The organism is Robertmurraya mangrovi, assembly GCF_034427655.1.
In the GTDB taxonomy this organism is placed as follows: Bacteria; Bacillota; Bacilli; order Bacillales; family Cytobacillaceae; genus Robertmurraya_A; species Robertmurraya_A mangrovi.
This window is the reverse complement of the sequence record NZ_JAXOFX010000014.1, coordinates 47,529-67,318: the sequence shown is the minus strand read 5'-3', so window position 1 is coordinate 67,318 and position 19,790 is coordinate 47,529. Positions and strand designations below refer to the sequence as shown.

The 19,790-nt window shown below is 36.7% G+C and carries 19 protein-coding genes; 8 read left to right on the top strand and 11 right to left on the bottom strand.

Annotated elements, in window-relative coordinates:
• Nucleotides 1-147: 147 nt before the first annotated feature.
• A complete protein-coding gene (locus tag SM124_RS17695; protein ID WP_322447851.1) occupies nucleotides 148-1,104 on the bottom strand; it encodes a tRNA dihydrouridine synthase in 957 nt (318 codons plus the stop codon).
• Between the two features lie 341 nt (nucleotides 1,105-1,445).
• Here SM124_RS17695 and SM124_RS17690 point away from each other — a divergent pair, with 341 nt between their 5' ends.
• Entirely contained in the window at nucleotides 1,446-2,999 is a 1,554-nt protein-coding gene (locus tag SM124_RS17690; RefSeq protein WP_322447850.1) for an ABC-F family ATP-binding cassette domain-containing protein, read from the top strand.
• 74 nt (nucleotides 3,000-3,073) lie between these two features.
• Here SM124_RS17690 and SM124_RS17685 read toward each other — a convergent pair whose 3' ends face one another.
• Nucleotides 3,074-3,520 carry a YaiI/YqxD family protein gene (locus SM124_RS17685; RefSeq protein ID WP_322447849.1) on the bottom strand — a complete coding sequence of 149 codons (447 nt, stop codon included), beginning with the start codon at nucleotides 3,518-3,520 and terminating at the stop codon, nucleotides 3,074-3,076.
• A gap of 1,090 nt (nucleotides 3,521-4,610) precedes the next feature.
• On the opposite strand from SM124_RS17685, the gene SM124_RS17680 reads away from it, so the two are divergent.
• Together SM124_RS17680 and SM124_RS17675 are read left to right on the top strand one after the other, a co-directional pair.
• Entirely contained in the window at nucleotides 4,611-5,573 is a 963-nt protein-coding gene (locus tag SM124_RS17680) for a helix-turn-helix transcriptional regulator (protein WP_322447848.1), read from the top strand.
• A gap of 75 nt (nucleotides 5,574-5,648) precedes the next feature.
• The gene (locus SM124_RS17675) at nucleotides 5,649-6,281 is read left to right on the top strand and encodes a type 1 glutamine amidotransferase family protein (RefSeq protein ID WP_322447847.1); all 633 of its coding nucleotides are present in this window, start codon (nucleotides 5,649-5,651) and stop codon (nucleotides 6,279-6,281) included.
• Between the two features lie 269 nt (nucleotides 6,282-6,550).
• On the opposite strand, the gene SM124_RS17670 is transcribed toward SM124_RS17675, so the two are convergent.
• Nucleotides 6,551-7,525, bottom strand: a complete 975-nt coding sequence (locus tag SM124_RS17670; RefSeq protein ID WP_322447846.1) for a DnaD domain protein — start codon at nucleotides 7,523-7,525, stop codon at nucleotides 6,551-6,553.
• A 460-nt stretch (nucleotides 7,526-7,985) separates the two neighbouring features.
• Between SM124_RS17670 and SM124_RS17665 the strand changes: the two genes are divergently transcribed.
• Together SM124_RS17665 and SM124_RS17660 are read left to right on the top strand one after the other, a co-directional pair.
• Nucleotides 7,986-8,336: an ASCH domain-containing protein gene (locus tag SM124_RS17665; protein WP_322447845.1), complete on the top strand. Its 351-nt coding sequence runs from the start codon at nucleotides 7,986-7,988 to the stop codon at nucleotides 8,334-8,336.
• A 2-nt stretch (nucleotides 8,337-8,338) separates the two neighbouring features.
• The gene (locus tag SM124_RS17660; protein WP_322447844.1) at nucleotides 8,339-8,779 is read left to right on the top strand and encodes a hypothetical protein; all 441 of its coding nucleotides are present in this window, start codon (nucleotides 8,339-8,341) and stop codon (nucleotides 8,777-8,779) included.
• Between the two features lie 423 nt (nucleotides 8,780-9,202).
• Here SM124_RS17660 and rlmD read toward each other — a convergent pair whose 3' ends face one another.
• The 7 genes from rlmD to SM124_RS17625 form a co-directional block, all read right to left on the bottom strand.
• Nucleotides 9,203-10,582: a 23S rRNA (uracil(1939)-C(5))-methyltransferase RlmD gene (rlmD, locus tag SM124_RS17655; protein ID WP_322447843.1), complete on the bottom strand. Its 1,380-nt coding sequence runs from the start codon at nucleotides 10,580-10,582 to the stop codon at nucleotides 9,203-9,205.
• Between the two features lie 17 nt (nucleotides 10,583-10,599).
• Nucleotides 10,600-11,460, bottom strand: a complete 861-nt coding sequence (locus SM124_RS17650; protein ID WP_322447842.1) for a DNA-3-methyladenine glycosylase family protein — start codon at nucleotides 11,458-11,460, stop codon at nucleotides 10,600-10,602.
• 106 nt (nucleotides 11,461-11,566) lie between these two features.
• Complete coding sequence (gene pdaA / locus SM124_RS17645) at nucleotides 11,567-12,331, bottom strand: delta-lactam-biosynthetic de-N-acetylase (protein ID WP_407691420.1); 765 nt, start codon at nucleotides 12,329-12,331, stop codon at nucleotides 11,567-11,569.
• 131 nt (nucleotides 12,332-12,462) lie between these two features.
• A complete protein-coding gene (locus tag SM124_RS17640; protein WP_322447841.1) occupies nucleotides 12,463-12,831 on the bottom strand; it encodes a VOC family protein in 369 nt (122 codons plus the stop codon).
• A gap of 200 nt (nucleotides 12,832-13,031) precedes the next feature.
• Nucleotides 13,032-14,645: a fumarate hydratase gene (locus tag SM124_RS17635; RefSeq protein ID WP_322447894.1), complete on the bottom strand. Its 1,614-nt coding sequence runs from the start codon at nucleotides 14,643-14,645 to the stop codon at nucleotides 13,032-13,034.
• A gap of 350 nt (nucleotides 14,646-14,995) precedes the next feature.
• Nucleotides 14,996-15,625 (bottom strand): hypothetical protein, encoded by a 630-nt coding sequence (locus tag SM124_RS17630; RefSeq protein ID WP_322447840.1) that lies wholly within the window; start codon nucleotides 15,623-15,625, stop codon nucleotides 14,996-14,998.
• 322 nt (nucleotides 15,626-15,947) lie between these two features.
• Nucleotides 15,948-16,127: an SE1561 family protein gene (locus SM124_RS17625; RefSeq protein ID WP_322447839.1), complete on the bottom strand. Its 180-nt coding sequence runs from the start codon at nucleotides 16,125-16,127 to the stop codon at nucleotides 15,948-15,950.
• Nucleotides 16,128-16,357: 230 nt separating this feature from the next.
• Between SM124_RS17625 and yfkAB the strand changes: the two genes are divergently transcribed.
• The 3 genes from yfkAB to chrA all read left to right on the top strand — a co-directional run bounded on the left by yfkAB (nucleotide 16,358) and on the right by chrA (nucleotide 19,205).
• On the top strand, nucleotides 16,358-17,485 hold the full coding sequence (gene yfkAB, locus SM124_RS17620) for a radical SAM/CxCxxxxC motif protein YfkAB (RefSeq protein WP_322447838.1): 1,128 nt from the start codon (nucleotides 16,358-16,360) through the stop codon (nucleotides 17,483-17,485).
• Nucleotides 17,486-17,639: 154 nt separating this feature from the next.
• The gene (locus SM124_RS17615; RefSeq protein ID WP_322447837.1) at nucleotides 17,640-17,960 is read left to right on the top strand and encodes a PadR family transcriptional regulator; all 321 of its coding nucleotides are present in this window, start codon (nucleotides 17,640-17,642) and stop codon (nucleotides 17,958-17,960) included.
• 57 nt (nucleotides 17,961-18,017) lie between these two features.
• On the top strand, nucleotides 18,018-19,205 hold the full coding sequence (chrA, locus tag SM124_RS17610; RefSeq protein WP_322447836.1) for a chromate efflux transporter: 1,188 nt from the start codon (nucleotides 18,018-18,020) through the stop codon (nucleotides 19,203-19,205).
• A 35-nt stretch (nucleotides 19,206-19,240) separates the two neighbouring features.
• On the opposite strand, the gene SM124_RS17605 is transcribed toward chrA, so the two are convergent.
• Nucleotides 19,241-19,744: a GNAT family N-acetyltransferase gene (locus SM124_RS17605; RefSeq protein ID WP_322447835.1), complete on the bottom strand. Its 504-nt coding sequence runs from the start codon at nucleotides 19,742-19,744 to the stop codon at nucleotides 19,241-19,243.
• Between the last annotated feature and the right edge of the window lie 46 nt (nucleotides 19,745-19,790).

The following is a 19,790-nucleotide window of genomic DNA, read 5'->3' as shown; positions in this document are numbered from 1 at the left end:
TTAAAAAGATGTGTTTCATTGTTGCAGAAAATGGTAAAAGGCAACGCCCCAAAATTTGGGGGTAGATGCCTTTTTTAAAATGAGTTGGTATTTTTGTGGCTTGAATGGTGATGTAGGCATTTCTACTGCTCCCCATTCAATTAAATACTACGACTCAAAACTATCAAGCAAAGCACGTGCTTCATCCGTTGACTTGGTGTTCATTAATTGAATTCTTAATTCATTTGCCCCTGGAAATCCTTTGACGTAGATCTTAAAAAAGCGATGTAGAGCGGTGAACTTACGCAATTTTAAATTTGAATATTGGTCATGTAGATCCAGATGCAATCTTAAGAGATCAAGTAATTCCTTACTACTATGCTCTTTCGGCTCTTTTTCAAAGGCAAATGGATTTTTAAAAATTCCACGCCCTATCATGACTCCATCCACACCATACTGTTCTGCGAGCTTTAAGCCCGTTTGACGGTCAAGAATATCTCCATTAATTGTTAAAAGGGTATCTGGTGCCACCTCGTCACGAAGTTTCTTGATCTCTGGAATCAGCTCCCAATGAGCATCTACTTCGCTCATTTCCTTTCTCGTGCGCAAATGTATGGAAAGATTAGCGATGTCTTGTTTCAAAATGTGTGTCAGCCAGTCGCGCCATTCGTCTACCTCCGTGAAACCAAGTCTTGTTTTTACACTTACGGGCAGTCCTCCAGCTTTTGCCGCTTGAATTAATTCTGCTGCAACTTCTGGACGAAGGATAAGTCCGCTTCCCTTTCCATGTCGGGTTACATTAGGGACAGGACAACCCATATTGATATCGATTCCCTTAAATCCAAGCTCGGCCATACCAATACTCATTTCCCGAAAGTTTTCAGGCTTATCCCCCCATATATGGGCTACAATGGGCTGTTCATCCTCTGTAAAAGTCAAACGCCCTTGCACACTTTGTTTTCCCTCTGGATGGCAATAACTCTCACTGTTCGTAAACTCTGTAAAAAAAACATCCGGTCTAGCTGCCGCGCTTACTACATGACGAAAAACAACATCCGTCACTTCTTCCATTGGTGCTAGTATAAAAAAAGGTCGTGGTAATTCACGCCAAAAATTTTCTTTCATATTTAAATTCAAATCCTCTCATTAATCGATCCCAGGTTAATTCCTTATCCCAAGATTAAAAAGCAGAATATCCCTGCCTCCTTTACACTTATACCATTTTTGAGTACTTTTTATCAAATGAATAGGTATATGTTTATTTTTAACTTTTCAAACTTTGTATAACCAAAAAAATCACTGCTAAAAACTTCCCATTCACTAGTATTTTTCTTTCATTTTTTATACATTATTCCCATATAAAAAAACCTCCTATCTTTATACAAATAATCACTTTTAGATAGAAAATTAAGTCTAAGTTTAGTATGATATCCACATGTGATATCTAGATAAGGGGTAAATAAAAAATGAGCGTATTAAACGTACAAAATTTAAGTCACGGTTTCGGTGACCGTGCAATTTTTAATGATGTGTCTTTTCGTCTTTTAAAAGGAGAACACGTTGGACTAGTTGGGGCAAATGGTGAAGGTAAGTCTACTTTCATGAATATTGTGACTGGTAAGTTGCAACCCGACGAAGGGAAAGTTGAATGGTCAAGAAAGGTTCGTGTCGGTTATTTGGATCAGCATGCTGTTCTTCAAAAAGGTAGTACAATGCGTGAAGCTTTGAGTACGGCATTTCAATATTTATTTGATGCTGAAGCAGAGATCAATGAACTATATGGAAAAATGGGCGATGAAGGTGCTGATATTGATGCACTGCTTGCTGAAGTTGGGGAACTACAGGAAACTTTAGATAGTAATGATTTCTATCAAATTAATTCAAAAGTTGAGGAAGTTGCTCGTGGTCTAGGATTAGACGATGTTGGCCTTGATCGAGATGTAAATGATCTTAGTGGAGGGCAACGTACGAAAGTTTTACTAGCTAAACTTTTGCTAGAAAAGCCTGAAATCCTATTACTAGATGAGCCTACGAACTATTTGGATGAGCAACATATCGAATGGTTGAAACGATATTTACAGGAATATGAGAATGCATTCATCTTGATTTCACATGATATTCCATTCTTGAACAGTGTTGTTAACTTGATCTATCACATGGAAAACCAAGAGCTGAATCGTTATGTTGGTGACTATGACAACTTCTTAAAGGTTCATGAAATGAAGAAGCAACAGCTAGAGTCTGCCTACAAGCGTCAACAACAAGAAATTGCTGATTTGAAAGATTTCGTTGCACGTAACAAGGCAAGTGTTGCGACTCGTAATATGGCGATGTCTCGTCAGAAAAAGCTCGACAAAATGGAAGTGATTGAATTAGGCAGAGAGAAGCCTAAGCCAGAGTTTCATTTCAAAGAAGCTCGTGCAGCCAGTCGTTGGATTTTCACGGCTGAGGACCTTGTGATTGGTTACAATGAACCACTTTCACGCCCTCTGAATCTGAAAATGGAACGCGGGCAAAAAATTGCTTTTGTTGGTGCAAACGGTATTGGTAAATCTACTCTTCTAAAAAGTATTCTTGGCTTAATTGATCCGCTGGATGGTAAAGTTGAACGCGGTGAGTATCAACACATCGGCTACTTCGAGCAGGAAGTTAAACAGTCTAACTACAACACTTGTATTGAAGAGATTTGGAGCGAGTTCCCAAGTATGAATCAGGCGGAAGTCCGTGCTGCTCTAGCAAAATGCGGATTAACGACAAAACATATTGAAAGTAAAGTCGAAGTCCTTTCCGGTGGCGAAAAAGCCAAAGTTCGTCTATGTAAAATTTTAAACACAGAAACAAATCTATTAATACTAGACGAGCCTACCAACCACTTGGATGTGGACGCTAAAGAAGAACTGAAGCGTGCTTTAAAAGCTTATCGCGGAAGTATCTTAATGGTATCCCATGAACCTGACTTCTATCGTGAAATTGCGACTGATATTTGGAATTGTGAGGATTGGACTACGAAAGTGTTTTAAATAAAGATTAAGGGGCTGTTTGATAAGTCGACGTGGTTTGACTTATCAAATAGCCCCTTGTGTTATTAGCCATTTCATAATTTTGAGGAAATAACTTGTTTAAAAAGTCTCCTAAATTCCTCCCGATCTTCTTCTGTAAAAGGTTTTGGCCCTTTTGTTCGCTTTCCGCTTTTTCGAGCCATTGCACTTAAATATCGTGTTTGTAACAATTGGTCTATGTTTTCATTACTATACATAAAACCCTTATGGTGGATAACTATAACCCCTTTGGCTAATCCTAGTGACGCAAGACCATAATCTTGAGTAATAATCATATCTCCGTTCACTGCTAATTTCATAATTCGATAATCTGCAGCATCTGCACCGGAATCAACATAAATGGTTTCCACGCCGGATGGTTGTTCTGCAGTCGAAAAATGAGAAAAGCTAGTAACCAAAATAACAGGAATTCCTAATTTCCTTCCTTCAGAAATGACAATATCTTTTACCGGACAAGCATCTGCATCAACATATATTTTCATCTTTTATCACTCCTGTAAAGAGATCAAATTACTGGTCCCATTTTTAACGAGCTTCGTTTTATAATCGGTGTTCTTTATTTACATTATCCTTCATTGCACTGCAAAAACCATTGATTTATCTTTGATATTAATTAAGTATAATGGTTACGGCTGCTTTCTACTTTGGACTATTTGAATTATTTTTGCAACCAATCAGATATCTATTTTTTCTTATTCTACAAAAAGTAGCTTTTCTAGCAGTAGGAAATTATTGAGGTAGTATCAAGAGGGTTTAAGAAAAAATCTTGGGTACAATAAAGTTTACACATGAGGAGGGACAAGATGAGGCTCAAAGATGGAGATTTTTACACAAATGTAAACACTAATAAAGTATATAGGTTAAATGAAGATAAGGATAGCAACTGTACTTTAGTATAGATAATGCAGAAGGTTATCAGGAAACGGAAAGGTCCTCAGGTCGTGATATGCTGAGATTAATAAATAGTAGTTACAAAAAATAACTATAAGATGGGTTTTCCAATGTTTTTAATCCCATACAACCGTTGTTTCCCGTTGGTTCGTAATCCAAATTACTGCCATTTCTTCGGCTAATATATACTTTCCCATCCGTTTTTCCCCTGTTCTGAGATGTTCATTATTTAGAGCATTATTAGAGCATTTCTTAGACTTTCATACCGTATAAAAAAGAGCTTAGGACCTAGATTCCTTGCTCTCTTTATGGGGTACCGTCAGGAAATTGTAGTAGCTTCCTAGCCCCCACTAATCTTCAGAAATTTGTATAAAGGCTTGTCGCTATTCCGGTGTAAGTAATTCTCTACCTCTCGCCATTTTCATACAGTATCATCTCATTTCTGTGACTATTCAGTATTAGTTCAATTATATATCAATAGAGTGTACTCTATTGATACAAGTGTAGGAGACTGATAAAGTCAAAGTTAAGAGCGTCTCATAAGACTTATCTCAAAAATGAGGTGATATTTTGTGGAAAATTGGTTTTATACGTGTCAGTTCTACTAGCCCAGAATTCTTCAAGGCCATTTCAGCAACTGAACGAAAATAGAAGATAAATTTCATATAGAGGTGGAATTATATGCCTAAAATTGACAATATGTTAGCGATTCTGTGGATGCTTCGTTCAGGTGAAAAAATTACTGCAAAACAAATTTCAGAAAAGTTAGAAATTAATATAAGGACTGTGTATCGTTATATTGATACCATTTCAACAAGTGGTGTACCTATAATTTCAGAACCAGGACATAACGGTGGATACACTTTATTGAACCATTTTATTGAGGCTCCTCTTTTTTTTGATTTTGAGGAGCAAACTTCACTATTTCACGCTGCTGTTTTTGCAGAAGAAGCCGGATATTATGGAGGTGAAGCACTAAATAGGGCCATTTCAAAACTAAGTAAATACTCAAATCAAGAGCAGGAAACAAAGATAAACCAACATTTAACTAGTCTTGAAGTAATCAGTCGATTAAGTTCTCACTCTATGGAATCTTTTTTGAAGGAGTTGGAGCAGGCCTTAGCTGACGGGTACTCAGTAAAAATTCTTTACCATAAAAGTGGCGAAAAGCAATTAAATGATAGATTGGTCGATCCGTACAGAATTATTTATTGGAATAATAAGTGGTATGTGATTGGATTTTGTCATCTTAGGAATGATATCCGTAGTTTTAGAGTAGATCGAATTGATAGTCTAATGCTAACCGAAAATAAGTTTAACCGGCCAGAAAATTTTTCAGCACGTGACTTTTTTATAAAAAATCTTCTTCCAACTATAGAAGGTAAGGAAGGGATTATTTCTTTGGTTATTAGTGGGGATAAAAATGTATTGGCTGATATTTGCCAACATTGGTTTTTAGGACATTATTTACAAGAACGGACCTCAAATCAAGCAGTTTTTCTTCTTGAAAAAGATATGATACATACATATGTACCTTATTTACTTTTACCGTACAATAAATCTATTAAAGTTATTGAGCCAATTAGTCTTAAGAAAAGACTTATTGAAGTTCTATCGGAATTAATAAAATTTCATCAAGTATGATAACTTCCCTGACGTTAGCTGTCAGGGGAGTTATTTTATAATAGGCTATATCAATTGTGATTGGAGTGTTATAGGATGCAAACAAAAAAAGTTTATCTTTATGTATTTAATACAATGTCGGACTGGGAATATGGATATTTAATTGCTGAACTAAACTCAGGAAGATATTTTAAAAAAGATTTAGCACCTTTAAAAGTAATTACAGTAGGAGCTAATAAAGAAATGATTACTACTATGGGAGGACTGAGCATAAAACCAGATATTTCCCTTGATGAATGTACTCTTGAGAGTAAAGATCTTTTAATTTTACCAGGAGGGACTACTTGGAATGAAGAAATTCATCAACCTATCTTGGAAAGAATTGGCCAAGCTTTAAAGCTTGGCACTATTGTTGCTGCAATTTGTGGTGCAACTGAGGCCCTTGCGAATATGGGATACTTAGATACTAGAAAGCATACAAGTAATAATTTAGAATACACTAAAATGGTATGTCCTAACTATAAAGGAGAAAAGTTCTATGAGGTGGGATCTACGGTATCTGATGCGAATTTAGTTACTGCATCTGGAATAGCTCCTCTGGAATTTGCGATGGAAGTATTGAAAAAATTAGAGGTATTTGCACCAGATACATTACATTCATGGTATAACCTAAATAAGACTCATAAACCTGAATACTTCTTCCAGTTAATGAATTCAATAAATAGCTGAGCTGAAAATAAGCAACTTAGTAGATTTATATTAGTTTAAATAAATTACCATGCTTTAGACAATGTCAAAGCATGGTTTTAGAATATAACTTAAAAATGCTTATGGAGTATGAAAAAGCCCAATTTCTCTATTGCTACTGAAATAAGTATAGGCTCCACTGGGACGGTTCTTCTGGCCTAAGACCAACTTGAGAGGTTAGATCTCTCCATCCTTTAGTAAGTAATCCTCCTTCATCAGACTTCCTAAAAACGCTTTTTCGGCAACACTCATCAATCTTCACCTGCTGTTAAGTTGAGTTCAAACTCATCAGGAATATCTCTTCCGGCTGTTAATGGTCTGGTCTTTGGCTTTTCGTTCTCCTGATAGGAATCAATTTCTTCAACCGTCAGCAGTTCTTCATTCTCCCAGTTTTTTAAAATCCCAACGACATAACTCAGCCTTCGCTTGTTATTAGCACACGCAATCTTCATTGCTTTTAAAATCAACTCTTTCGGCTGTAAAAAACGAGAATCATCTAACCAAGCTAACAGCTGCTTTTTGCCATTTATGTTCGAAAAACCAAATCCGTTCTGATCCCAAAACTCCACGATGTCTTTAACATCAAATGGATAATGCTGAATGTATGTAGTATTCTCTATATCTGGATAAAGAGGTTGTTGTTTTTCTTTTTGTTGTTGTTTTTCTTTTTCTTTTTCTTTTTCTTCTTCTTTTTCTTTTTGTCCCCGTATCGTATTTTGATGCAGAAGTGTATCGTCTAGCTCTTTGTCACCTAAATCTATATATGTATTCAATTCACCTTCATTATCAGAAAAAATCTCTTTTTTACCACAAAAAGATTCATAAAGACTACGAATATCGTGCTTTAGAATGGACTCCATCACATATTCAACAAGCGAGGCATCCTCCACTTCCTTCAATTCGGAAAAAATACAATCCATCACCGGCTTCCCGCCTTTACCCAGGTTATATTTCCCCCAATTTTTAATTGCCAATTCCCTTGTTTCCGGATTGTACTGAATCAGCTTGTGATGTAAAGAAAATCGTTCCATCAACGAATGAACCTTCTCAAGGGAATAACCCAAATCAAAGGCCATTTGTTTTTTCGTAATTTTATAGATTCCAATTTGAGTAGTATGTGGGTTCGTAAGTAAATAGAGATAAAAATACCGATCCTCCGGGGTCATCTCCTCCATAACAATCGGATTCTTCCAAAAGCCCGTCCGCACCATTCGATATTTTCCCATCTTTATCACATTCCTTTCTTCAATAAAAAATACTTTTCATAGTCTTTATACAAATTAATGAAGAAAATGGGCAGGGTCTTTCTTGAGTATATGTGAATGTTTTTTGACAGATTTGTTTGGTTGTTACTGATTACCTCAGATTAGTAGTTATAAAAGAATGGATAATATGATTTTCTCTTCAAACAAAATAACATCCACAAATATTGTGAAGACAACGTTTGTGGATATTGTTTTGTTTAATAAAAGACAAAGGGATAGTCCCTGGTGCTTTCCAGTAAGCATAACCGGGGCATGTTACTACTTGTTATAAGGTTCACCATAAGCTCCTATTATCCGAGCCCCTCTACTATTACTTCTTCGTGCTTTACACCTATTTTTACATTTTATTCGTAAAATAAGTAATTCGTCTTTATGAAAAAATATGATACATTAGTAAGGAAAAAGTTGAAGGGAGTTTTTTATGTCTAACCAAGATTTAAACCATACTTTACCACCAAAAACATGTACGATTGAGAGATTGGTTACAGTGCCGGAAGATGTTAATAAAGTTATTGAAGGCAAGAAAACAGCAACACGCAGGAACGGAAGATACGCAGATGTAGGGGAAATTATGGTTTTAGAAGATAAAAAATTTATCGTTAACCGTGTTTACTCTCAAACATTAGGTGAATTAACAGACGAACATGCTCAACATGAAGGCTTTGAAACAGTTGAAGAATACAAACAAGCCATTCTATCCTACCATCCTGGGATGCCTTGGCTTCCCCATATGAAAGTTTGGGTTCATGAATTTAGCCCTGTTATCGAGTAAGTATGCATTTTTTTTATAAGATTTTAATCTTTACCCATGTTTTAAGCGCGATTATTTCAATCGGCCCTTTCTTCAGTCTACTTCCGATAACAAAAAAACTGAGTCATGCAAAAGAAGTCGAACTTAACGTGCATTTGGACACATTCCGATTTGTTGTTCGTCTAGCAAAGCATGCTGGTCATGTACTAGTAGGATCAGGGATCCTACTAGTCATTTTCGGACCATGGACATGGAGAACACCTTGGATTATCATGACAATTTTTATTATGTTTTGTTCACTTTTCTTTTTGGCTCGTGCCTTTTCCCCGACACTTCGGAGATTTCACGAAGAAGGTCATAGAAGGCAAGAGCTCATAGCTAAACTGAAACGTACAGTTTGGATTTATATTATTTTATTAATGTCTATGCTTTGGTTCATGGTTGTTAAACCAACTCTATGGTAAAGATAGCGGTCTTAATATAAGTAAAAGTCAGTTCCCACTTTGTAAAATTGGAACTGACTTTATGAATACCTTACATTCTTAATTTATATAAAGAAATAATAATATTTATAAATTACAATCAAGATTAAGAAGATTAAAAAACTCCTTTTATAATACCACTATAGCTACTAATCAAAGTGGTATCCTTCAAAACTCAAACCATCAGTATACTTCTCAATTTTTTTAATGGCCTCAACAATGTCCTCTAAATAAAGGGTGTATTCTCTTCTCATTGATAAATGACCTCTTCAAGAATTCGGTCACGAAGCTGAGGCTTAATGCCATTTAATTGTAACCTCATATTTACAGTTTACGATTACTTGTGGTAAGGTTTACCGTATCACAAAAACACAAAAGACTCTCTTTCTGAGAGCCCCTTAAAATCTATTTTAATATTAACTCAGCCACACACTCCACGTGGCTCGTCTGCGGAAACATATCCACAGGCTGCATATAACCTACTTTATAGCTACCAGCCAAAACAGAAATATCCTTAGCCAAAGTAGAAGGATTACACGAAACATAAACCACTTTTTTAGGTTTCACCTTCAATATTGTTTTCAATAATTGCTGGTCTAACCCAGTTCTCGGTGGATCCACAATAATAACATCTGGCTTCCAACCTTCTTTTGCCCATTTCGGAAGAACCTCTTCCGCTTTCCCTGTTACATACTTAGCATGTTTAATTCCATGTCTTTCCGCATTTTTCTTAGCGTCTTCAATAGACTCTGGAATAACGTCCATTCCTCTGATTTCACCAGCTTTTTCAGCCAGCCATAAGCCGATTGTTCCGACACCGCAATAGGCATCCACGACTTTTTCTTTTCCTGTTAAGGCAGCAGCCTCTTTTACTTCGTTATATAACTTAACGGTTTGTTCCGGGTTTAATTGGAAGAAGGTCCTAGCTGAAAGCTCAAATTCTAAGTCCCCTAATGTTTCCTGAATGAACTCTTTCCCTTCTAATTTGACTGTTTCCTCACCAAAAATTAGTGATGTTTTTTGACCGTTAATGTTTTGAACAATGGATTTTACTTCAGGAAGATGCTTCTTAATTCTTGCAATGATTTCTTCTTTTTTCGGAAGCTCTTTTTTGGATGTAATTAATACAATCTGTAGCTCGCCTGTTTGAACACCTGCTCTGGCTACGATTGTACGCACAAGGCCTTTTCTAGTTTTTTCATTATAGATAGGGATTTTTAAATCTTGTAAAATTCGTTTTACTGTTTCAGTAGCTTTATTCGTTAATGGATGTTGAACCACACATTGTTCAATGTCAATTAAACGGTGAGAGTTCAGACCGTAAAGACCTGCTAGTACTTTCCCATCTTGTTGTCCGACCTGGAATTGACTTTTATTTCGGTAATTCCATGGATCTTCCATACCAATCGTCTCTCTAATGTCCAGCTTGTCCACAGCAAGTTTCGTGTGTCTTTCAAGAGATTGTATTACAATATCTCTTTTCTCTTTTAGCTGTTGATCATAATGTAGATGCTGAAGTTGGCAACCTCCGCACTCTTCATAAACGGGACAAGGTGGTTGAACTCGGTGTTCAGACTTTCTTCTAATATTCTTAATTCTCGCTTCTGCAAACTTTGGATGTACTTTTGTAGCCTCAACTACTACTTCTTCCCCTGGTAGAGCTCCTGGTACGAATACGACTTGCTTTTTAAAATATCCGACCCCTTCCCCGTTAATTCCTAATCTTTTAATCGTTAATGGGAAAGTTTGTTTTTCTTGTATTTTCACTGTCTGTTCTTGTTTCATTCTTTTCACTCCATCTATTATTCGATACTTCTCCACAAATAGAGGGAAGCATAACTTAAGTATGGCTCCCAATCCTTCGTGTACTGTAGCATCTGTTCCTTTGTTGGTTTATTTTCGAGATTGTATAGCTTTTTTAATGCATTCTGCAGGCCAATGTCTGCTAGTGGAAAAAGATTAGGACGACCTAGCCCGAACATTAAAAAGTTTTGTACCGTCCATGGTCCTACCCCTCTGATTTTAATCAGCTCGTTTAGAACTTCTTCATCACTTTTTGTATATAAACCTTCTATATCTAATCTACCCTCAACTACCTCTTTTGCAATGCCAATTACATATTCTGCTTTTCTGCCGCTAAATTGTAAGGCTCTCAAGTCCTCTACTGTTAGGGTAGCCACTTTTTCAGGAGTAGGATAAAAATATACCCCATCTACCTGAGACCCAAAAGTTTTAACAAATCTTTCAGTAAGCGTATGGGCAAAAGAGAGGTTTAGTTGTTGATGGACAATGCATTTCATTAAACAATTATAGGGATGAAAATCAAGTACTAAAGGAGTTCCTCTGTGTTGGTTAGAAATATCCTTTAAGTCGGTTTGTTCGAAATGGGAATGGACTTCTTCAAGTGGGTTGTTCCACTGAAAAATATGCGTTAATTTATTTACAGCTTGCTCTTTATCCACCATGTCAATACCATCAATGATAAATTGGGGCTCATTCGTTGTACCGGTTGCCCGCACAGTAGCAACAATAGAAGCCTCACCGACTGTTATAGGGACCTTCACCACTCGTTTCTCTTTGTCTAAGGCGTGTAAAGGATCAAGTGATAATCGATCAAGTACCAGGTCAAAATTATAGGGCCCAGCTATGTTTATCTTTTCCATACTTTTTCCGTCCTTAATGATTTTCACCGTATTATAGCATTTTTTCCTGTTTACTACTAAGAAAGCATGCGAAAAGCCCGAATCAAAATGTAATTCGGGCTTCTTTCTAGTATTTTAACGGTTCAGGTAATTGATTATTGTTTGTTAGGTCGTCCAAACTTTTAAAGGTGTAGCCTTTCTTTTTAAGATCCTGAATGACTTTTTCTAAAGCATCCGCATTATCTTTTGATACCGTATGAAGAAGTAGTATCGCACCTGGGTGGATTTGCTTCATAATATTATCATAAGCATATTGCCAGCCCTTTTGGTTATCCGTGTACCAGTCAACAAAGGCAAGGGACCACATGACATGAATATAACCTTTTTCCTTCGCAAGCTTAAGTGTTCTTTCACTCATAACCCCTCTAGGTGGGCGTAAATACATCATATTTTTTTCGCCTGTGATTTTCTCTGCTTCTTCTCGTACTTTTTCAAGCTCTTTAAACAATCTCTCATCATCTACTTGTGTTAAGTCGGGATGATAATAGGAATGATTCCCAACAATATGTCCTTCCTTAGCCATTCTCACAACTAAATCAGAAGCGGATTGGAGATAATGCCCCGTTACAAAAAAGGTTGCAGGCACATTTTCTTTTTTCAATACATCAAGAATTTTTCCCGTATACCCATTTTCATAACCATTATCAAAGGTTAAATAGATCTCTTTCTTAGATGTATCCCCAAGGTAAAAGCCGTCGTACTTTTCTAATAGTTCGTTTAACTCTTTTCCAGCATCAGGCGGTTGTTCGTTCGCTGCTTTTTTGAATCCCCAATGGATGGGCTTATTTGACACGGCACTGGCTGAACCTATTCCAGAAAAAAGCATACACATGGAAAAAAGGACAATCAGAGGCTTTCTAAACATGCTCATCTGTAATCCTCCTAAACAACATTTTTTACTTATTGTTCGTTTAAGTGAGGAATATGATTCTTTACATTTTTTAGTAAAAAATGGACCGATGTTTAAGCTTCCGTTATTCGAATATAATATCCATTAGGATCCAACAATCTAAAGTCAGTTGATCCCCATTCCTGTTGAGATAATACTTCATCAATCGGATAGCCTGACTCTACTACTTCTTTATACTTTTTCTCAATATCAGGAACCTCAATTACTATTTCAACTCCCAATCCTAATCTCTCACCCTTTTGAGCTTTAAGTGGGTGACGGTCAGGTAATGCTTCTAACAATCCAATTCCGATTTCCACGGTTTCATACACAAGTTCAGCATAAGTCTGACTTGTTCGAACAAGTGTAAGCCCGATAATATCCTTGTAAAATTGAACCGTTTTTTCTATATCACTTGTAAAAAGCTCCATTCTTAATCGCATATTCTTCTACTCCTTAGATTAAATGATAAATTAATCATATCTAATCTAAGATAAACCGTATTGAATAATATGGTTGAGTTTTTCCTACAACTTTAGATGTACGATTTTAGAAACTGAATAATTTGATAAAAAAATAAGAGACTAAATCAAAAATATGATTTAGTCTCTTGCTTAGTGTGCTTTTAACCTTTTTATATAGCTTAGTTAAACACACGATCCTTAAATTGAGCTAATTTTTCTAATGAAGACTTATCAACATCACGGTGTAAGCTGTTTCCGTGTGAATCCATTGTTACAACCGCTGTGAAGCCTTCTACTTTTAAGTGCCACATGGCTTCTGGAATACCGAATTGCATTAAGTCTACGCCTTCTACTGATTTGATACAGTCTGCATAGTATTGTGCAGCTCCACCGATTGCGTTTAAGTATACACCACCGTGTTCTTCTAATGCTGCAAGTGTTTTAGGACCCATTCCACCTTTACCAATAACCGCTCTGATACCGAATCTCTTCATGATATCTCCTTGGTAAGGCTCCTCACGAATACTTGTTGTAGGGCCAGCCGCTTTTACATGCCACTTACCTTCGTCATCCTTTAACATAACTGGACCACAGTGATAAATAATTTGGCCGTTTAAATCAATAGGTGCATCGTTGTCTGATAAATATTTATGAATGGCATCACGGCCTGTATACATCATGCCATCAATTTTAACAACATCTCCTACTTTTAATTCACGGATTTGTTCTTCAGTAATTGGAGCTTGTAATTTTACGATACGAGATTCTTCTGAAGATGCTGATGCTTCCTTTTCAGCTTCTGTAGCTCCAAAGTCAACATTTTCCCCTTCTTGGTACATCCACTCGTTAATTTCCCCCGTTTCAGGGTTAACGGCTACACCTAAGCGACGGAACGCCCAACAGTTGTACGCAACAGATACGAAGAAACTTGCAGGAATACGGTTCATCACGCCTACTTTACAACCTAGAAGCGTTGTTTCACCACCGAATCCCATTGTTCCGATACCTAGTTCATTTGCATTTGCCATCACGTATTCTTCAAGCTTACGAAGATCTTCATTAGGATTTACATCATCGTTCGAACGGAAAAGCTGTTCTTTTGCTAAATCGTAGCCTGAAGAACGGTCTCCACCGATACCAACACCGATGAAACCAGCACTACAACCTTGTCCTTGTGCTTGATATACAGAGTGCATGATACATTTACGAATACCGTCTAAATCACGGCCAGCGCGTCCTAGACCATCTAGTTCACAAGGTAAGCTGTACTGGATATTTTTATTTTCACATCCGCCACCTTTTAAAATCAGGCGCACATCGATGTAATCTTTTTCCCATTGGTCAAACTTAATAACAGGCAGCCCTTCTCCAAGGTTATCCCCACTGTTATCTCCAGTTAGTGAGTCAACAGAGTTTGGACGAAGCTTGCCGTCTTTAGTAGCTTGTGCAATCGCATTCTTGATTGCCTTTTTCATTTCCATTTGGTTTGCGCCAACTGGAGTTTTAATTTTAAACGTCGGTAGACCTGTATCTTGGCAAATAGGTGATACATTGTCATCCGCCATTTTAATATTGTTTGTAATCGTTGCTAAACTCATCGCAGAACGAGTTCCTGCATTCTCACGCTCTTTTGCTAGTTTAATCGCACGACGAACATCTTTTGGAAGCTTAGTTGATGTTTCAACGACTAACTTATACATACTTTCTTGAAACTTTTCGATATTCATAAAAACATTCCCCTCTCCCTTAAGTCCCCATATTGCATCTATTTTATTATGAAATTTACAATTAATTGTACGTTAATTATTATACTCCTATCATGTAGTTATTGAAAGAGTTTCGTGTAATCGGTTGCAGCTAGAAAAGCGGAAGCGCCCCGGTTAGCGACGTATGGACTGGAGCTCCTCGACTGAGATAAAGGAAACACGAAGAGCGTGAGCGATTCGATGTTGACTTATCGTAGGGAGGTAAAAATCCTAAAGCCGATTTTTACTCGAGGAGCGAAGTCCACTAGTCGCTTGGCGCTCCTCGGAAAGAAAACCACTTTCCTTCGTGCGAGGCACCGCTTTCGTAGCTTATTCTTGTGGAGCTAGACAGTAATCTAACTTCAGAAATTATACTACCTTATCAAACAAAAAAGGAGTTAGTATGCTAACTCCTCAGCTTTCTTAACTAATAGATACCTTTGCATTCCTTTTGTTAATTGAATGGCTCTGTCGTGGTGGAGTTTTGCTTTTTCTGTGTTCCCCTGTTTTACACAGATTGCTGCTTGAATTTCTTCTTTCATCCATTCTTTTTGGATAGTAGGCACCATTTCTTGAGCTTTGCTTAGCTCTCCTTGTTCAATATGCATTAGAGCTGTGAAATAGTTCCGTAAGTTTTCTTGTTTAATTTGTTTGATGTCGTTCTCGTGTTGGGATAGTGTTCCTTTGTAGGCAGCATAGGAAACTGTATAAGCGGCAGTCCATTGTGGTGATTTGTATTTCTGTTTTAACTTATCTAATGCAATTTCAGCCTCGTCTTCAAGATTATTCGCTACTGCATAGTAAAAATGAAACAAAGGTTGCTTCTGCCTTTTTAACAGAAATTGTTCTACCTTATTCATATCTGTTGAAAGATAGACATTTGATATAAAAGGCCAATAAACAAATATAAATAGCAGTATTAATAAGACAATTAATACAATCCATGTCGATATATTTAAAAATCCGCCTACTAATCCAACGATCAACGCAATTATAAACACTAAAGCTAACTGATTTCGATCGGTCACTACCTCTTCCTCCTTTGAATGGAAATATATTATCGATTTTAGGAGATATCTCTCTAATTTTTTATATTTTATCGTTTTCGAAGGATATCTCAAAGATTTTAGCATCACTTTTGAGAGATATCTCTTCATTTTTTTATATATATTATCGATTTCAGGGGATATCTCTTCCATTTTTTTAATATATCATCGATTTTGAAGTATATATCATCAAATTTTTCAATATATCATCGTTTTCGAGCAATATATCATCGAATTTTTCTATATATCGTTTTTTCGACAAATCCTATTAAAAATGGAGTGTAATTATACACCCCATTTCTCCTTAACGATTATTAAATTCACGACATTTGTTTTCAATTTCATCAATCATTGAAATTAAGCGATCAATGTCTTCTAATTCCGTATTTTCAGGCTCAATGGAATCTAACACATCCATGAACATATTTAAACGTTGTTTTAAAAACGAAACTTGCTCTGTTTTTTCTTGAATTGGACTTCCCATAGGAATCTCTCCTTTCACTATCGTATCCATCCTACAAAAGATTTCCTTTATTCGCAATGTTTTTCTAATAATTTTAGTTTATAAAACCTATTACAGGCTTAATTAGAGTTTTCCCCACAAATGCCTTTTTAATGGCTATTTACAGAGTTCTTTTAAAACGTGTGATAGCATTGACAGAATGTACATAGGAATTGATAATACTTAAGGATTGATTTTTAAGGAGAATACAGATGAATACGAAAAAGCTTGAAAAAATTACGACTAGCTATGATCCATGGGAAGCTTACATGGATATAGATGAATATGGAAAATTAACTTTATCGAATATCGAGTTCACTACAACCACCCTCTGCAATATGCGATGTGAACATTGTGCGGTTGGCTACACGTTACAACCTAAAGACCCCGATGCCCTACCTATTGATTTGCTGCTCAGAAGGCTAGATGAAATACCCACACTTCGGTCTATCAGTATTACAGGTGGCGAACCGATGCTATCGAAAAAGTCCGTCGAAAACTATGTTGCTCCCCTTTTTGAATATGCACATTCGAGAGGTGTCCGCACACAATTAAATTCAAATCTTACTTTAGATTTAGAGCGCTATGAAAGAATTATTTCTTATTTGGATGTTCTTCATATTTCTCATAACTGGGGAACGGTGGATGATTTCGTTGATGGCGGATTTGCTATGATGGAGCGTAAACCGACTAGAGAGCAAAGAGCCGCTTTATTTTATAAAATGATTGAAAACAGCCGTGCTCTTGTTGATGCAGGTGTCATGGTGTCTGCAGAAACGATGTTAAATAAGAGAACTCTACCTTATTTATCAAGCATACATAAGCAAATCGTTGAAGAGATGAAGTGCCAAAGGCATGAAATTCATCCAATGTACCCTTCAGACTTCGCTTCCAATTTAGAGGTCTTAAATCTAGATGAAGTTCGTACTGCTATCCACCAGTTACTTGATACTCGAGATGAAGATACATGGATGTTGTTTGGTACACTCCCTTTTTATCCTTGTAATAGTAATGAAGACGATCTCATGCTTCTTAACCGCCTTTATCATTCGAAAAATGTAACAGTTAGAAATGATCCAGATGGACGTTCTCGATTAAATGTAAATATTTTTACTGGAGATGTTATTGTTACTGATTTCGGTGATACTCCTGCTCTCGGAAATATTGAGGAGGATAATTTAAATGATATTTTTGCAAAATGGCAAAGTACAGAGCTTGCAAACAGCTTGAATTGCCATTGCCCAAGCATTCGTTGTTTAGGGCCAAACGTGTTGGTGAAAAATAGTTATTACCAAGGAGTTAACTTTAAAGAGCGCTCTACTAATTTAACTTTAAAATAGTTCCATGCCGCTGGGGTTGTACTCCAGCGGTTTTTCTTTGGTTTGTAAAACTTTTGTAAATTTTTTATTACAATGTCTGGTTACACTATTATTAATGGTAAAATCTTAATATCGGATTTCGATATTGATAATCGATATTAGGGGGGGTGTTTATTTGGAAGATAAAGTGTTGCGGAAACTTTTTTTAGGGTTTATACAAATCCATATATTACACCACGCAAAGGAGCATCCCATTTTTGGTGCGTGGATGTTAGAAGAGTTGAAGGAACACGGGTATAACATGAGTTCAGGAACTTTGTATCCTATCCTGCACTCGATGGAATACGATGGGCTTTTGCTAAAAGAAGAGCGGAATGTGGACGGTAAGATTCGAAAGTATTACACCACGACAGAAAAAGGAAATTTAGTTTTAATTGAAGCACGTAAAAAAGCTTATGAATTGTTCGGTGAAATTAAGGATGAAAAGTCGCAATGAAAAGAGGGCTGCATCTAAAACAATTTCTCAAAAAGTCTATTTAAAAAGGAGCTAAAAATGAACAACAAGAAAACTGGATTAAACTCACTTTTAGAAATTTTACTCGTGTCTACTAGACTTGGGCTTACTTCCTTTGGAGGTCCTGTTGCCCACTTAGGTTATTTTCACACAGAATATATTCGTCGAAGAAAATGGATGGATGAAAAGAGTTATGCTGATTTAGTGGCACTTTGTCAATTTTTACCCGGCCCAGCGAGTAGCCAGGTTGGGATTGGGATAGGAGTCATGCGTGCAGGAGTGTTGGGAGGGATTGTTTCCTTTATCGGATTTACTCTACCTTCTGTCATAGCACTAATTTTGTTCGCCCTACTCCTTCAAGGTTTTGATGTTGGAACTGCTGGTTGGATTCACGGGTTAAAGGTTGTCGCTGTTGCTGTTGTTGCCCATGCGATCTTAGGGATGGCACAAAATTTAACACCTGATTTAAAAAGAAAAGCGATAGCCTTGTTCGCCTTAGTTGTTACTCTTCTTTGGCAAACCGCTTATTCACAAGTTAGTGTGATTTTACTATCCGCTTTGATTGGATATTTCATTTATAGAGACCAAAAAGAAACAACAGATGCAAAAATTAATTTTCCTGTATCCAAACTTTTCGCCACTATTTGTTTAGTGTTATTCTTTGCACTACTATTTTTATTACCGATTTTAAGAGAAGTAACTTCATTAAGTTGGGTTGCTATGTTTGATAGCTTTTACCGTTCAGGTTCATTAGTATTTGGTGGAGGTCACGTTGTTTTACCTTTACTGGAACGAGAATTTGTTCCAACTGGCTGGTTAAGTGAAGAAGCATTCCTTGCCGGTTACGGGGCGACACAGGCAGTACCTGGTCCATTATTTACTTTTGCTGCTTACCTAGGAACGGTGATTAATGGATGGCAAGGTGGATTGCTCGCAACTTTTGCTATCTTCTTACCTGCATTTCTATTAATACTAGGAACGTTGCCATTTTGGGATGCTCTTAGAAGAAATCCAAAAATTAAAGCTGCTTTAATGGGTGTAAATGCTGCTGTCGTTGGTATTCTGGTCTCTGCTTTTTATCAACCGATTTGGACTAGTTCCATACTTGCACCAATAGACTTTGCGTTTGCTGCTATTTTATTTAGTATGCTCGTGTATTGGAAGCTTCCTCCATGGGTCGTTGTTGTGACTGGAGCTGTTGGTGGAGCTTTAATTAACCTAATTTAATTGTTAGATGCCCTCCACATGATGAAGGGCATCTTTTATTTTTTCATACTGGAGTAGATACTATGAACTTTTCCAAAAATAAGAGCATCTTTCTCTCTAGTGAATCCGATCTTTTCTGCCACTCGTATCGATTGGATATTTTCCGGGTCGATGATACTGATTAGTTTATCCACATTTAGGTTCTCAAAGCCATAATTTCTGCAAGCTTGGGCAGCTTCCGTAGCATATCCTTTTCCCCAATAATTCCTATCAATGTGATAGCCTATTTCAACTTCCCTCTTATTATCTACTATTTGAGCTACTAAACCACAATCACCAATTAGCTCATTTGTTTCTTTCAAACAAACAGACCATAGTCCAAATCCATCAACTTCATAACGATTTTGATTCTTTTTTATCCATGCTGCTGTTTTTTCCATACTAAAAGGTTCTGGATAGAACTTCATTGTCTCTGGGTCAGATAAAATTTGATATAGCCTATTACAATCTTCTTCTCTAAAGCATCTTAAAGAAAGTCTCTCTGTTTCTAACTTAAACACACAACCACCTCTCCTATAATCTAACATAAAAAAGTGCCAAATCTTT

Excerpts from the sequence above, each read along its gene's own strand:
- chrA (WP_322447836.1), top strand. The coding sequence starts at position 18,018 with ATGAACAACAAGAAAACTGGATTAAACTCACTTTTAGAAATTTTACTC.
- SM124_RS17690 (WP_322447850.1), top strand. The coding sequence starts at position 1,446 with ATGAGCGTATTAAACGTACAAAATTTAAGTCACGGTTTCGGTGACCGT.
- SM124_RS17685 (WP_322447849.1), bottom strand. The coding sequence starts at position 3,520 with ATGAAAATATATGTTGATGCAGATGCTTGTCCGGTAAAAGATATTGTC.
- yfkAB (WP_322447838.1), top strand. The coding sequence starts at position 16,358 with ATGAATACGAAAAAGCTTGAAAAAATTACGACTAGCTATGATCCATGG.
- pdaA (WP_407691420.1), bottom strand. The coding sequence starts at position 12,331 with ATGTGTATGCTTTTTTCTGGAATAGGTTCAGCCAGTGCCGTGTCAAAT.
- SM124_RS17670 (WP_322447846.1), bottom strand. The coding sequence starts at position 7,525 with ATGGGAAAATATCGAATGGTGCGGACGGGCTTTTGGAAGAATCCGATT.
- SM124_RS17665 (WP_322447845.1), top strand. The coding sequence starts at position 7,986 with ATGTCTAACCAAGATTTAAACCATACTTTACCACCAAAAACATGTACG.
- SM124_RS17675 (WP_322447847.1), top strand. The coding sequence starts at position 5,649 with ATGCAAACAAAAAAAGTTTATCTTTATGTATTTAATACAATGTCGGAC.
- rlmD (WP_322447843.1), bottom strand. The coding sequence starts at position 10,582 with ATGAAACAAGAACAGACAGTGAAAATACAAGAAAAACAAACTTTCCCA.
- SM124_RS17640 (WP_322447841.1), bottom strand. The coding sequence starts at position 12,831 with ATGCGATTAAGAATGGAGCTTTTTACAAGTGATATAGAAAAAACGGTT.
- SM124_RS17650 (WP_322447842.1), bottom strand. The coding sequence starts at position 11,460 with ATGGAAAAGATAAACATAGCTGGGCCCTATAATTTTGACCTGGTACTT.
- SM124_RS17625 (WP_322447839.1), bottom strand. The coding sequence starts at position 16,127 with ATGGGAAGTCCAATTCAAGAAAAAACAGAGCAAGTTTCGTTTTTAAAA.
- SM124_RS17680 (WP_322447848.1), top strand. The coding sequence starts at position 4,611 with ATGCCTAAAATTGACAATATGTTAGCGATTCTGTGGATGCTTCGTTCA.
- SM124_RS17695 (WP_322447851.1), bottom strand. The coding sequence starts at position 1,104 with ATGAAAGAAAATTTTTGGCGTGAATTACCACGACCTTTTTTTATACTA.
- SM124_RS17660 (WP_322447844.1), top strand. The coding sequence starts at position 8,339 with ATGCATTTTTTTTATAAGATTTTAATCTTTACCCATGTTTTAAGCGCG.